This window comes from Pseudomonas sp. BE134 (assembly GCF_031456105.1).
Taxonomy (GTDB): Bacteria; Pseudomonadota; Gammaproteobacteria; order Pseudomonadales; family Pseudomonadaceae; genus Aquipseudomonas.
On sequence record NZ_JAVDUA010000001.1, the window covers coordinates 52,109 to 66,324 of the forward strand.

Sequence of the window (14,216 nt, forward strand, 5' to 3'; positions counted from 1 at the left end):
AAGGAACCGGGACTTATGTCCCGGTTTTTTTTCGCCCGGATTCGCCCACATTCCCTTATGAAAAAGCGAAACTTCCTAAGTCTGCTGTCGACCCGATCCTGCATTCGAGTGAATGGCGACTGGTTAGGGTGATGTTCCAAATGCTCGCAATGGAATGCACATGACCGACCTCAATCCTGACAATGTCGCCCACCCGCTACGAATGCGCGACGAACTCAACGCCGCCGTGAACATCGCAATGCCGCAAACCCCTCGTCAATTTGGGGCCCGCTTGATTAGGGAGAAGTGGGGGGCGGATATCGATCCACAGACGGCCCTGCTGGTCACACTTGATTACGAATACAAGGGTCATCCTGCACCGGAGGGTATTCACCAAGGGCAAGTAGCGAGCTCGCAATCGCTGCTGCAAGCGCTGCTTTCCAATTATCAGACCGTGGGAGACGGACGCTTCGCGGAAAATGCGTTTGGCCTGTACACCCCGCCGGACCTTGGTCCTTCTGTTCGAATCGTACCGCGGGTCGACGAGTTCGCTGACCACGGCAGCGGCAATCACCAGACATACGAAGGCATTTATCGCCAAACGGCCCCGCAGACCTATGGGCCGTCGACACAGATCACCTTAAAACCCGCTGATTTCAAGAAATGGGTCTGGGAGCTGGATTTGCAGGATTCGTACAAGGCATATCTCAATCAGGCCTGGCCGTCTGACGAGATGCTCGTTGCACCGCAACCCTGTGGGTTGAGGACGTCGGCCAAAGCGGCATTTGTCATGGCCGCCTGGTTGCAGCAACAGGAACAACGCCTGAGTGAGGAGGGCCTGAAGCTCGCAATGCAGGCAGCAGGTTTGCCGCTGGATCAGGCATGGGAAACGCTGACCACCGAATCGCTGCAAGCACTTACCCGCATTCCACCCACGGTCACGGCGAGCCGATTAAAGCTCTATCGCTACACTGCGACCGATATCTGGACCTTTCGTGTCGCCACCAACCCTCGAGTACTGATGTACATCCCTGGCAATTCCTCACCGCTGCACGACTTCGCCGACGTTTCGCAATTGCACCAATGGGTGGTGAAACAGAGCAATGCCAGTGCCACGAAGCAAGCCGTGGCTTCTCACTTTATCGAAGATGATCGACAAGACGGCACCTTCCACGCAGGTGTGCTGACGGCGTTGGACGGCATGGCGATTTACCCCCAAAAGCACTGGCTGACGAACAATGCCGGCTTCTTCAACAATGATGGTTATTGGGATCCCGCCGAGTACGTCGGGTTCGACGATCAAGCCCCTGCGACCGATCCGTTTGCACAGTTGGTATTGACCATGAAGCAGGCGGCTTGGGGGAGCGCCAAAACCATTCGAAACGACGCGCAAGTCAACCGTGACAATTTGAGCGCAGTAATTGAGCCACTCGTGCAATGGATAAACCAGTTTGGGCCGCTGGCACTGTTTGTACCGGGGGGAGAAGGCGTATTGGCGCTAGCAGGGCTCATCGACGCCGGTTACGGACTGGATCAGGCCGTGAACGGTGAAACGCCGGGCCAGCGCAAAGAGGGCGTAACGCGCACGGTGTTTGGCTTGCTCAATGCGCTGCCGCTGGCAGGCGCAGGGGCGGATGTTAGCGTTGGAAGGGCTGAGGCCAAAGCACTTGGGCCAAGTGAACACGTCGCCCTTGTAACGCCGGCCGAGGACAGTATGGCAGCGCCTTCCAGGCTATCGCGGCTGGAGCTGATCCGCGGCATCGGCCCCTCGGTCGCGTCATTCAGCGATGAAGTCCTGGCGCAGATCGGCAAGGTCAGCGCAGTAGACGACGACATGCTGCGCTTGATGAACACCGGCCGGCCACCGACTCCGTTGCTGGCTGACACGATCAGCCGCTTCCAGCTCGATCAGGAACTGGGGCCGGTCGGTCAAACCGGATTATTCAATAGCCGTTACGCCGCGCTGCAGCAATCGGAGCATAAATGGGTCCAGCTGTTTCAACGTCAATACCCGGGGCTTCCCAAAAGCGCCATAGAGCAAATGCTCGACCGCTATGGCGTAGACATTCGCGCGACGCCCGACGTTGTCGAGGTCAGGCAAGTGTTCAAACGCCTGGACAGCAAGGCCCGTCAGTACCAGCAGCATGTGCGCCTGAATCGTGCTTACGAAGGCCTTTACCTTGGATCGGTCGCCAATGCCGAGACGGACACGCTGGCATTGCACTCCCTCCAGAATGTACCCGGATGGCCCAAAAATCTTCGGATAAACATTCTTGACCATTCGCCTTCCGGGCGAGTTCTGGACAGCTGCGGTCCACTCGATGCTGCTAACACTCGGAGCCTCATCAGGGCAAAAGATCGCTATGACCCCCCAGCCTTGCCATCGGACTTCTACGAGGCTGTCCTCGCTATCCTGTCAAAGGACGAACGCTCGGCGTTACACCTGATGACTGATGATCCTGCCAATGAGCTGCGACTCAAGGTCGGCGCAGTGGCGATACCTCGTTCGCAAACCCTGCCGGGCCTGCAAAGGATGGACAGCGGGCTAACGTTTGAGCCTCAGGGGCTGCGCGGCGGAGGTTACCCCCCGACACCTCAAGGCGTAGCCATGACCCACGAGATGATGAGGTTGCAGCTCAAGGATATTTATCCTGACTTCACCGCTGCGCAGGCCGATGAAGTCCTGCAACGGGTGGGCAACAATGTGCAAGCTTATATCGATGGGTTAAAGCAGCAACTTCAGCAACTCAACATCGATTTGAGCCGTTGGATTGACCGCGTTCCCCATGATGTCGCTGATATGGACCTTCCGTTTCTGGTTGCTGGCGATGCGGCGGCGGAGGATTTGACGTCCGCACAAATCACGGCGTACAACGACCAGCTGCTGGCGGATGAGCTACAAGATGAACGAGCCCTGAGGACGGAGCTCGCCGAGGAACTGGTCTCCATATGGCAAAAGCGTGGCGGTTCCCCGTCTACCACGCTGGATATGAATTACGAAAACTATCACCGAATGCCAACGTTGAATGTGCGGTTCGACGACGTGACCGAGTTGTTGATGAAAGGCTTCCATCTGACCGAGCAGGACAGCTTGAACGGGTTTATCGAGCGTTTTCCAAACCTTGAAATACTGGATCTGGACAGCGTGGACTTGCGTCACTACTTCATGGCCGGCGATGCTGGTCGCTCTTTGCCGCCCGCAATCGAGCAATTGACGCACCTTCGCTCGCTGCACCTGCGTGGAACACGGCTGGTTTTCAGTGAAAGTGCCGCGTCACAGCTGCGTGACCTGACCCAACTGCAATTGCTGGACTTGAGTGACAACCCGCTGGGTGTACCCCCTCTGGTGTTGGGTATGAACGATCTACGCCAGCTTAACCTGAGAAATACACACATCAGCCGGTGCCCGATCGGTATCAAGGACGAGCCCTATCTGACGTCCCTGGATTTACGGGATAACCAGATTACCCGGGTTCCACCCGCGGTGATAAATCAGGCCGTTGCAGACGATCGCGTGTTGCTGTGGGGGAATCCGCTGACGGACGAAGACACGCTACGTCGGCTGATCAGTCATCGAGAGGCAACGGGAATCAATTTATGGCTTGGAATGCCCGGCGCCGACTATGGAACGTCGACAGTATGGCTGCGAGACTGCGAGGCAGCGTTGCAGCAGTCCCGGCATGCGCTTTGGCAACGACTGGCAGGCAAGCCTTCTGGCACACGGTTTTTAGCGGTCATGGACAGGCTGAGCCTGACGGCCGATTTTCAAGTCAGCTATCTATCGCTACAAACACGAGTCTGGCGATTGTTGGACGAGGCCGATGCTTCGGAGCAAATGTGGAGTCGATTAAGTCGCAGCAGCGGGCGTTTTGATCATCCGATGGCGGCTTTCAGGGCACTTGAGGAACGTGCCAATCTTTAATTCAAAGCAGGAGGGGAGCCTTGAACCCCGTGAGGGGTTCAAGGCTTGACCATCAGCGGCGACGGAACAGCGGCAGCGGTTCGTCGGTGGCGGCTTGATAAGTCACTGAGAAGTCCTTCAGACCTTCCAGGGCTTCATACGGGTCTTTGTCGGCGCGTATTGCGAACGCATCGAAACCGCAGCGATGCAGGTAGAACAGCTGGTCGCGCAGCACATCGCCGATCGCCCGCAGTTCACCTTTGAAACCGTAACGGTCACGCAGCAGGCGGGCGTTGGAGTAGTTGCGGCCGTCGGTGAACGCCGGGAAGTTCAAGGCGATTACCTGGAACAGATCCACGTCGTCACCTATCTCTTCAGCTTCTTCGCCGGCGTCCAGCCAAACGCCCAAGCCGCCATCGCGGGCCTTGAGCATACGGCTGTGTTCGCGCCACAGCTGCAACGGGACGATCAGGTCATCGCAGTTGCTGATCTCATCGATGTTGAAGTCCTTGGGCAGCAAGTGCCAGGTCTCGTCGACGACCTCGTTGTTTTTAATGATTCGCTGCATAGACGCGCTCCTTGAAGAGGTCGATACCGATACGCTGATAGGTGTCGATGAAGCGTTCGTCTTCGGTACGTTGTTCGATGTACACGTCGATCAGCTTTTCGATCACGTCAGGCATGGCTTCCTGGGCAAAGGACGGGCCAAGGATTTTACCCAGGCTGGCGTCACGACTGGCGCTGCCACCGAGGGACACCTGGTAGAACTCTTCGCCTTTCTTGTCCACCCCGAGGATGCCGATGTGGCCGACGTGGTGGTGACCACAGGCGTTCATGCAGCCGGAGATATTCAGGTCCAGCTCACCGATGTCGAACAGATAGTCCAGGTCATCGAAGCGACGCTGGATCGATTCGGCAATCGGGATCGATTTCGCGTTGGCCAGCGAGCAGAAGTCACCGCCAGGGCAGCAGATGATGTCGGTCAGCAAGCCAATGTTCGGCGTGGCGAAACCTTGTTCGCGCAACTCGCCCCACATCGCGAACAGTCGGGACTGTTCCACGTCGGCCAGAATGATGTTCTGTTCGTGGGACGTGCGCAGTTGACCGTAGCTGTAACGGTCGGCCAGATCGGCCACGGCGTCGAGCTGCTTGTCGGTGATGTCGCCCGGTGCCACACCGGTCGGCTTCAGGGACAGGGTCACGGCCACATAGCCCGGCTTCTTGTGCGCCAGGGTATTGCGCGTGCGCCAGCGGGCGAAGCCAGGGTGCTGCTGGTCGAGCTCGGCCAGTTCGGCGCTCTGGTTGTCCAGGACCTTGTAGTCCGGGTCAACGAAGTGTTTGGCGACGCGATGCACTTCGGCTTCGGTCAGCGTGGTCTGGCCACCGCGAAGGTGTTCCATTTCCGCGTCGACCTTTTGCGCGAAGACTTCAGGCGTCAGCGCCTTGACCAGAATCTTGATGCGCGCCTTGTACTTGTTGTCACGACGACCATAGCGGTTGTAGACCCGCAGGATGGCATCGAGGTAGCTCAACAGGTCTTGCCACGGCAGGAACTCATTGATGAACGCACCCACCACCGGCGTACGGCCCAGGCCACCACCGACCAGTACACGGAAGCCCAGTTCGCCTGCGGCGTTGTGCACCGGCTCAAGGCCAATGTCATGGACTTCGATGGCCGCACGGTCAGACGTCGAGCCGTTGACCGCGATCTTGAATTTACGCGGCAGGTAGGCGAATTCCGGGTGGAACGTAGTCCACTGACGGACGATCTCGCACCATGGGCGCGGATCGATCAATTCATCGGCGGCGACACCGGCGAACTGGTCGGTGGTGACGTTGCGCAGGCAGTTGCCGCTGGTCTGGATCGCGTGCATCTGCACGGTCGCCAGTTCAGCGAGAATGTCCGGTATGTCTTCCACGGCCGGCCAGTTGAACTGCACGTTCTGCCGGGTGCTGATATGGGCGTAGCCCTTGTCATAGTCGCGGGCAATCTTGGCCATCATTCGCACTTGGCGCGAAGTCAGTTGGCCGTAAGGCACCGCCACTCGCAACATCGGCGCGAATCGCTGGATGTAGAGCCCGTTTTGCAGGCGCAGGGGGCGGAATTCTTCTTCGCTCAGCTCCCCTGCCAGATAGCGTCGGGTCTGATCACGGAACTGCTTGACGCGGTCCTCGATGATCCGCTGATCGTATTCGTCGTATACGTACATATAGGTCCTGTTCTCAGGCTTGGGTCGCTCGGATACAGCTGCGTTTTTGTGCTTGCCGCAGTCCAAGAACCTCTGCAATTCTGCGCGCACGGCCGCGCTCTCCCTACGGAGCCGGGGCAAGATACCAGTTTGCGGTTATGCGCAAAAGTGATGTTTGAGTATATGTAAAGAACCAAAGCGACTAACAGCAAGCGTTATGACTAAACCCCTATTTGTGGTGCGGGCAATCGTCGTCTTTACTGTGGTCGAGTCTTTATGCAATCACCGATAAAACCGACAAGAGGCGATGCAATGAGCAACCCTACCAAAGTGACAAAGACTGACAGTACGGTCGATGCTTGGGCGATCTTGTTTCTGATCATCCTGGTCGTGGGCACGGCAGTATTCTGGGTCAGTCATCAATAACCGACCCCGTCCGGGTCCCGTTCTGACGATTGTCGGACAAAAACAGCAATAAACACCGTTTTACGAAATTTCACTGGCTATACTGCGCGGCGCAATTTCGGGGGCTCGGACGTTAATGTTGAAGCTTTTCTACACCTGTCTACTGATGCTTGGCGTGGTCTTCGGATCGGCTGCGCGTGCGGAATCGGTGTTGTTTCTGAGTCCGGGGAAGACGCAAGAAGCCTTCTGGACCAGCTACGCGCAATTCATGCAGGCCGCCGCCCGGGACCTCGGCATCGACTTGCAGATTCTCTATTCTCAACGCATGCCCGAACTCACCGTGGCGCAAGCACGCCAGGCTTTGCAAGGTCCTGACCGTCCGGATTATCTGGTGTTTGTCAACGAACAGTACGTTGCACCGCAAATCCTGCGACTGGCGCAAGGCAGCGGCGTGAAGCTGTTTATGGTCAACTCGTCATTGACGGCCAATCAATTGAGCCTGCTGGGCGAACGTCCCGATCGCCTCGGCAGTCTGGTGCCCAACGACGAGGAAGGCGGCTACCTGATGCTCAAGGAGCTGATTCGTTTGCATCCGCCTGCTGCACCCGGTCAGGTGATTGAGCTGCTGGCCTTTTCCGGTCTGAAGATCACTTCCTCGGCGCAACTGCGCGAACAAGGCATGATGCGCGCGCTGGCCGAGCATCCGGAAGTTCGTTTGCGACAAATGGTTTACAGCGGCTGGACCCGTGAACGCGCCTATGAACAGGCGAAACTGCTGTTTCGGCGCTATCCGAACGTCTCGCTGATATGGTCAGCCAACGACGAAATGGCCTTTGGCGCGATGCAGGCGTTTTCGGAAGAAAAGGGCGGTATGCCCGGCAAGGACGCCTTGTTCGGCGCGGTCAATGCCTCACCCGCTGCGTTACAGGCGAAAGTCGATGGCACGCTGAGCGTGTTGTTGGGCGGGCACTTCACGTTGGGCGGCTGGGCGCTGGTTCAGTTGCATGACGTGGATCAGGGCGTGGACCTCAGCCAGTACGGCGGCCGTGATCGGCAGATCCCGTTGCTGCAACCGATCGACAAGGCGCAAGCCAGACAGCTGCTGGCGTTGGGGGCTAAGCCGGACTATGGCGTGAACTTCCGTCGTCTATCGGCCAAGGGGCGGCCAACGTCTTACCGTTACCCGTTCAGCCTGCATACGTTGATGCCCTAAACCCCGGCCAGATACACCACCAACTGCACGATGCCGTACAAGGTCAACGCGAACACCGCCGTAAACAGAATCCCCAGAATCATGAAATGACTCGGTTTGCCGTGAGTGAAATCCCGAGCCCGGTTCTTTCCGCTCTGCACCCCGAATGCGGCGGCCAGGACGCTGTGCAGCATCTGCCAGAAGGTGGGCGGCTTGTTGTCGACTGGATCGTCCATAAATCCCTCGTCACCTGTGTTTGAGCCATAAGCATAGACCTACGGCTCCCACAGGGGATCTTTGTTGGCCACGGAGTTGTGGCCTACCGGGCTGGTTAGTTGTCGTAACCGAGGTTTGGCGCCAGCCAGCGCTCAGTCACACTCAACTCCTGACCTTTGCGCGACGTGTAGCTCTGCACCTGATCCTTGTCGATCTTGCCCACGGCGAAGTACTGCGCCTGCGGGTGAGCGAAATACCAACCGCTGACCGCCGCCGCCGGAAACATCGCGTAGTGCTCGGTGAGGAACACGCCGCTACGACCCGCCTTCAGCTCTTCAGCCTCCGGATCCAGCAGTTTGAACAACGTGGACTTCTCGGTGTGATCCGGGCAGGCCGGGTAGCCCGGAGCAGGGCGGATGCCGGTGTATTGCTCTTTGATCAGCGCTTCATTGTCGAGCGTCTCGTCCTTGGCGTAGCCCCAGTAGTCTTTACGGACCTGTTGGTGCAGCCATTCGGCGCAAGCCTCGGCCAAGCGGTCGGCCAAGGCCTTGACCATGATCGAATTGTAATCGTCGCCAGCATCTTGATACGCCTTTGCCACTTCTTCAGCGCCAATGCCTGCGGTGGTGATGAAACCGCCGACGTAGTCGGTGACTTCGCTGTCCTTCGGCGCAACGAAGTCGGCCAGGGAGAAGTTCGGCTTGCCATCGGTCTTGATGATTTGCTGGCGCAGGTGATGCAGCTTGGCAATCGCCTTGCCGTCATCGCCGTAGACTTCAATGTCATCGTCACGCACCTGGTTGGCCGGCCAGAAGCCGAACACCGCTCGGGCGCTGATGAGTTTTTCGTCGATCAGCTTGGCGAGCATTTCCTGGGCATCGGCGTACAGCGCCGTCGCGGCTTCACCAACCACTTCATCCTCGAGAATGCGCGGGAATTTGCCGGCCAGGTCCCAGGAGATAAAGAACGGCGTCCAGTCGATGTATTCGGCCAGAACCTTGAGGTCGATGTTGTCCAGCACTTTGGCGCCGGTAAACGTCGGTTTGACCGGCTCGTAAGTGCCCCAGTCGAACTGCGGCTTCTTGGCGATGGCCGCCGGGTAGCTCAGGCGTTCGGTGCGGGCGCTGCGGTTGGCAGTACGTTCGCGAACGTCGATGTATTCCAGGCGGGTTTTCTCGACGAACGCCGGTTTCAATTCCTTGGACAGCAACTGCGTCGCCACGCCCACGGCGCGGGAGGCGTCGGTGACGTAGATCACAGCGTCGTTGCTGTACTTCGGCTCGATCTTCACCGCCGTGTGGGCCTTGGAGGTGGTCGCGCCACCGATCATCAGCGGCAGGTAGAAATCCTGACGCTGCATTTCGCGGGCGACATGGACCATTTCATCCAGCGAAGGCGTGATCAGGCCGGACAGGCCGATGATGTCGCACTTCTGCTCTTTGGCCACTTGCAGGATTTTTTCTGCCGGGACCATCACGCCGAGGTCGACGATGTCGTAACCATTGCAACCCAGCACCACGCCGACGATGTTTTTGCCGATGTCGTGCACGTCGCCTTTGACCGTCGCCATGAGGATCTTGCCCTTGGCTTCGGGCTTGTCGCCTTTTTCCAGTTCGATGAACGGGATCAAGTGGGCCACGGCCTGCTTCATCACACGGGCGGATTTGACCACCTGTGGCAGGAACATTTTGCCGGCGCCGAACAGGTCGCCGACGATGTTCATGCCGGACATCAGCGGGCCTTCGATTACTTCAATCGGGCGAGCAAAGGACTGGCGCGATTCTTCGGTGTCTTCAACGATGTGCGTGGTAATGCCCTTGACCAGCGCATGCTCCAGACGCTTGTTGACCGGCCAGCCGCGCCATTCTTCGGTCTCGGCTTCCTTGACGCTGCCGTCGCCCTTGTACTTGTCGGCGATGGCGAGGAGGGCGTCGGTGCCTTCCGGGGTGCGGTTGAGGATCACGTCTTCGACGGCATCGCGCAGCTCTTGCGGGATCTGGTCGTAGATCTCCAGCTGACCGGCGTTGACGATGCCCATGGTCAGGCCGTTGCGGATCGCATACAGCAGGAACACCGAGTGAATTGCCTCGCGCACCGGGTTGTTGCCACGGAACGAGAAGGACACGTTGGACACGCCGCCCGAGGTCAGCGCATACGGCAGCTCGTCGCGGATGTAGGCGCAGGCGTTGATGAAGTCCACGGCGTAGTTGTTGTGTTCTTCAATGCCGGTGGCCACGGCGAAGATGTTCGGGTCGAAGATGATGTCTTCCGGCGGGAAGCCGACTTCGTTGACCAGAATGTCGTAGGAACGTTTGCAGATTTCTTTCTTGCGCGCTTCGGTGTCGGCCTGGCCGGCTTCGTCGAACGCCATCACGACAACAGCCGCGCCGTAGCGCTTGCACAGTTTAGCGTGGTGAATGAACTGCTCGACGCCTTCTTTCATGCTGATCGAGTTGACGATGCCCTTGCCCTGGATGCACTTGAGGCCGGCTTCGATCACTTCCCACTTCGAGGAGTCAATCATGATCGGCACGCGGGAGATGTCCGGCTCGCCGGCAATCAGATTGAGGAAGGTCACCATGGCCTTCTTCGAATCGAGCATCCCTTCGTCCATGTTGATGTCTATCACCTGGGCGCCGGCTTCGACCTGCTGCAGGGCGACTTCCAGGGCTTCGGTGTAATTGTCTTCACGGATCAGGCGGGCAAACTTGGCGGAACCGGTGATGTTGGTCCGTTCGCCGACGTTGACGAACAACGAGTTGCGATCGATGGTGAAGGGTTCCAGGCCAGAGAGGCGGCAGGCCTTGGGGATTTCCGGGATTTCACGCGGCGCGTAACCGGCCACGGCTTTGGCGATGGCTTCGATGTGGCCCGGCGTGGTGCCGCAGCAACCACCGACAATGTTCAGGAAGCCGCTTTGGGCGAACTCTTCAATGACCTTGGCGGTGTCCACCGGCAGCTCGTCGTACTCGCCGAATTCGTTCGGCAGACCGGCGTTCGGGTGCGCGGAAACATGGGTGCCGGCCTTGTTCGACAGTTCTTCCAGGTACGGGCGCAATTCGCGGGCGCCGAGGGCGCAGTTCAGACCGACCGAGATTGGCTTGGCGTGGGCCACGGAGTTCCAGAAGGCTTCGGTGGTCTGGCCGGAAAGGGTGCGGCCGGAGGCGTCGGTGATGGTGCCGGAAATCATGATCGGCAGCTCGATACCCAACTCTTCGAACACGCCTTGCACGGCGAAGATCGCCGCTTTGGCGTTCAGGGTGTCGAAGATGGTTTCGATCAGGATCAGGTCGGCGCCGCCTTCGATCAGGCCTTTGGTGGCCTCGGTGTAGTTCTCCACCAGTTCATCAAAGGTCACGTTGCGGTAGCCAGGGTTGTTCACGTCTGGCGACAGCGAGCAGGTGCGGCTGGTCGGGCCCAGTACGCCAGCGACGAAGCGCGGCTTGTCCGGGTTCTCGAGGGTTTTCGCATCGGCGACCTGGCGCGCCAGGCGAGCGCCTTCAACGTTCAATTCGTAGGCCAGTTCTTCCATGCCGTAATCGGCCATGGAAATCCGGGTGGCGTTGAAGGTGTTGGTTTCCAGAATGTCGGCGCCGGCATCCAGATAGGCTTTCTCGATGCCACCAATCACATCCGGGCGAGTCAGCACTAACAGGTCGTTGTTGCCTTTGACATCGCTTGGCCAGTCAGCAAAGCGTTTGCCACGGTAATCCTGTTCTTCGAGCTTGTAGCTCTGGATCATCGTGCCCATGCCGCCATCGAGAATCAGGATGCGCTCTTTGAGGGCGTGCTTGAGAGCTTGAAGGCGAACACTGCGATCGGACATTTGGACTACTCGGAAAGGCCATGACGAAGGGGCGGGATCATAGCAAACCTGTGCGCTTTTAGAGCATGCCCCGGTTTTGCATGAATATCGTTCATGTTGGCACGGGCGTCCACCCGGTAGAATCGCGGCGATTTTTCATGATTGGGACCAGGGATATGTCGTATCGCGTCATCATCAGCATGTTTATGCTGCTTCTAAGCTGGGACGCTGTTGCGCAAGGTCCGGCCATTTCTTCTGCTATTTCCTACAGTCGTGACATACAGCCGATCTTTACCGAAAAGTGCGTCGCCTGCCACGCATGCAATGATGCCGCTTGTCAGCTCAACCTCGGCAGTGGCGAAGGGGCGGCACGTGGCGCGACGAAAGTCCCGGTCTACGACGGCGATCGCGTCACCGCTGCTGCACCGACCCGGCTGTTTTACGATGCTTCTGGCAAGCAAGCCTGGCAGCAAAAGGGGTTTTTTCCGGTGCTTGACGCCCAAGGCAGTCAGGCCGCGTTGATGGCACGAATGCTAGAACTGGGCCACAACACCCCGTTGCAACCCAATGCCAAAATTCCGCAAGACATCGTGCTGGGGCTGAACCGGGAAAACATGTGCGCCGCGCCGGCGCAATTCGACGCCTACGCCCGTTCGCATCCCAAAGAGGGCATGCCGCTCGCCGTCACCGGCCTGACCGATCAGCAATACCAGACGTTGCAACGCTGGCTGGCATCGGGTGCGCCGATTGATGAACAGGGGCTGGTGCCGAGCGCGAAAGAGGCGTTGCAGGTGGTGCAGTGGGAAAACCTGCTCAACGCGCCCGGCTCCCGGCAAAGCCTGGTGGCACGCTGGCTGTTCGAGCACTGGTTTCTTGCCCATATCTATTTCAAGGATGGCGAACCTGGGCACTTCTTCCAGTGGGTGCGCTCGCGTACGCCAACCGGCCAGCCGATTGACCTGATTACTACTCGCCGTCCGAATGACGACCCTGGCACGCAGGTGTATTACCGCTTGTGGCCGGTGCAGGGCGTGATTGTGCAGAAGACCCACATTACCTATCCGCTGAGTGCGGCGAAGATGGCGCGGGTCAATAGCCTGTTCTACAGCGGCAATTGGCAGGTCGATGCCTTGCCCGGTTATGGGCCGGAGCGGCGGGCCAATCCGTTTACCACGTTTGAAGCAATCCCGGCGCAGGCGCGTTATCAGTTCATGCTCGATAACGCCGAGTACTTTGTGCGCACCTTCATTCGCGGCCCGGTGTGCCGTGGCCAGATTGCCACCGATGTGATCCGCGATCACTTCTGGGCGCTGTTCCAGGCCCCTGATCACGACCTCTATATCATCGACCCCAACTATCGCGGCCAGGCCACGCCGTTGCTGGCCATGCCCGGCCAAAACGATGACGTCGGCAGCGTCTTGAGCCTGTGGCATGACTACCGCGACAAACGTAACGAGTACGAAGTGCTGCGCCGGGACAGCTACGCCGACGCACCGGCACCCAGCTGGTCGACCTTGTGGGCGGGGTATGACAACGCGCTGCTGAGCATCTTCCGGCACTTCGACAGTGCTTCGGTGAACAAGGGCCTGATCGGCGACGTGCCGCAAACGATGTGGTTGTTCGATTTCCCGCTGCTGGAGCGCACTTACTATCAACTGGCGGTGAACTTCGATGTGTTCGGCAACGTTTCCCATCAGGCCCAGACCCGTCTGTATTTCGACCTGATCCGTAACGGCGCCGAGCAGAACTTCCTGCGCCTGATGCCGGCCGACTCCCGGGACGGCTACCTCGACGATTGGTACCAGGACGGCGGCAAGGTCAAGATGTGGCTGAACTACGAGGCCATCGATGACGACAAACCGACCGCGCTGAAACTCGACGAAAAAGACCCCAAGCGCGACTTCGCCACGCAATTGCTGGCCCGTTACGGCGATCTCAACGCCAGGCCCGATCCGATCAACCGGTGCTCAGGCGCGTATTGCTCGCGGCCCAATATCGACCCGGCCTTGCAGGACGCCGAACAGGATTTGAGTCGCCTGACTTCGCGCCCGGCGGCGGGATTGAAGGTCATCGACCAGTTGCCCGAAGCGACAATGCTGCGCATCGAAACCGCGAGCGGTAAACGCGAGGTCTACAGCCTGCTGCGCAACCGTGCGCACAGCAACGTGGCGTTCCTGGTCGGTGAGTCTTGGCGCTATCAGCCGGGGCTCGACACGCTGACGATTTACCCGGGCGTACTCAGTAGTTATCCGAACTTCATGTTCAACATCCCGGCGGACCAAGTACGGGCCTTCGTTGATGCGATGGAGAGTGCCAAGGATGCGGATAGCTTCGAGAAAATCGTCGAACGTTGGGGGATTCGCCGCAGTCATCCTCAATTCTGGTTCTATTTCCACGACCTCAGCCGATACGTCCATGAGACCGACCCGGTGGAAGAGGGCGTGCTGGACATGAACCGCTACGAAAACCTCTGATTCACACACTAACCCTGTGGGAGCAGGCTTTGCCCGCGAAGAGGGCGTCACATTC

General features: G+C 58.7%; 7 protein-coding genes. 3 read left to right on the forward strand and 4 right to left on the reverse strand.

Annotation, left to right across the window (positions count from 1 at the left end; all coding sequences use genetic code 11):
- Positions 1–160 precede the first annotated feature (160 nt).
- The gene (locus J2Y56_RS00235; protein WP_310347753.1) at positions 161–3,901 is read left to right on the forward strand and encodes a dermonecrotic toxin domain-containing protein; all 3,741 of its coding nucleotides are present in this window, start codon (positions 161–163) and stop codon (positions 3,899–3,901) included.
- A 52-nt stretch (positions 3,902–3,953) separates the two neighbouring features.
- Here the strand turns inward: J2Y56_RS00235 and J2Y56_RS00240 are convergent, their stop codons facing one another.
- Complete coding sequence (locus J2Y56_RS00240; RefSeq protein ID WP_007946496.1) at positions 3,954–4,448, reverse strand: DUF934 domain-containing protein; 495 nt, start codon at positions 4,446–4,448, stop codon at positions 3,954–3,956.
- Positions 4,432–6,090 carry a nitrite/sulfite reductase gene (locus tag J2Y56_RS00245; RefSeq protein WP_310337916.1) on the reverse strand — a complete coding sequence of 553 codons (1,659 nt, stop codon included), beginning with the start codon at positions 6,088–6,090 and terminating at the stop codon, positions 4,432–4,434. The genes J2Y56_RS00240 and J2Y56_RS00245 overlap by 17 nt, the downstream gene beginning before the upstream one ends.
- Before the next feature lie 520 nt (positions 6,091–6,610).
- On the opposite strand from J2Y56_RS00245, the gene J2Y56_RS00250 reads away from it, so the two are divergent.
- Positions 6,611–7,687: an ABC transporter substrate-binding protein gene (locus J2Y56_RS00250; RefSeq protein WP_310347756.1), complete on the forward strand. Its 1,077-nt coding sequence runs from the start codon at positions 6,611–6,613 to the stop codon at positions 7,685–7,687.
- Here J2Y56_RS00250 and J2Y56_RS00255 read toward each other — a convergent pair.
- Both J2Y56_RS00255 and metH read right to left on the reverse strand, forming a co-directional pair.
- Positions 7,684–7,902, reverse strand: coding sequence for a DUF2970 domain-containing protein (locus J2Y56_RS00255; protein ID WP_310347759.1), 219 nt, complete (start codon positions 7,900–7,902; stop codon positions 7,684–7,686). The two genes, J2Y56_RS00250 and J2Y56_RS00255, sit on opposite strands and share 4 nt — an antisense overlap.
- Positions 7,903–7,997: 95 nt before the next feature.
- Positions 7,998–11,708, reverse strand: coding sequence for a methionine synthase (metH, locus tag J2Y56_RS00260; protein WP_007946502.1), 3,711 nt, complete (start codon positions 11,706–11,708; stop codon positions 7,998–8,000).
- Between the two features lie 155 nt (positions 11,709–11,863).
- On the opposite strand from metH, the gene J2Y56_RS00265 reads away from it, so the two are divergent.
- Entirely contained in the window at positions 11,864–14,161 is a 2,298-nt protein-coding gene (locus J2Y56_RS00265; protein WP_310347763.1) for a fatty acid cis/trans isomerase, read from the forward strand.
- Positions 14,162–14,216: the final 55 nt, after the last annotated feature.

What these genes read in the sequence shown, in the direction of transcription:
- J2Y56_RS00235 (WP_310347753.1), top strand. Translation starts at nt 161, where the DNA reads ATGACCGACCTCAATCCTGACAATGTCGCCCACCCGCTACGAATGCGC.
- J2Y56_RS00240 (WP_007946496.1), bottom strand. Translation starts at nt 4,448, where the DNA reads ATGCAGCGAATCATTAAAAACAACGAGGTCGTCGACGAGACCTGGCAC.
- J2Y56_RS00245 (WP_310337916.1), bottom strand. Translation starts at nt 6,090, where the DNA reads ATGTACGTATACGACGAATACGATCAGCGGATCATCGAGGACCGCGTC.
- J2Y56_RS00250 (WP_310347756.1), top strand. Translation starts at nt 6,611, where the DNA reads ATGTTGAAGCTTTTCTACACCTGTCTACTGATGCTTGGCGTGGTCTTC.
- J2Y56_RS00255 (WP_310347759.1), bottom strand. Translation starts at nt 7,902, where the DNA reads ATGGACGATCCAGTCGACAACAAGCCGCCCACCTTCTGGCAGATGCTG.
- metH (WP_007946502.1), bottom strand. Translation starts at nt 11,708, where the DNA reads ATGTCCGATCGCAGTGTTCGCCTTCAAGCTCTCAAGCACGCCCTCAAA.
- J2Y56_RS00265 (WP_310347763.1), top strand. Translation starts at nt 11,864, where the DNA reads ATGTCGTATCGCGTCATCATCAGCATGTTTATGCTGCTTCTAAGCTGG.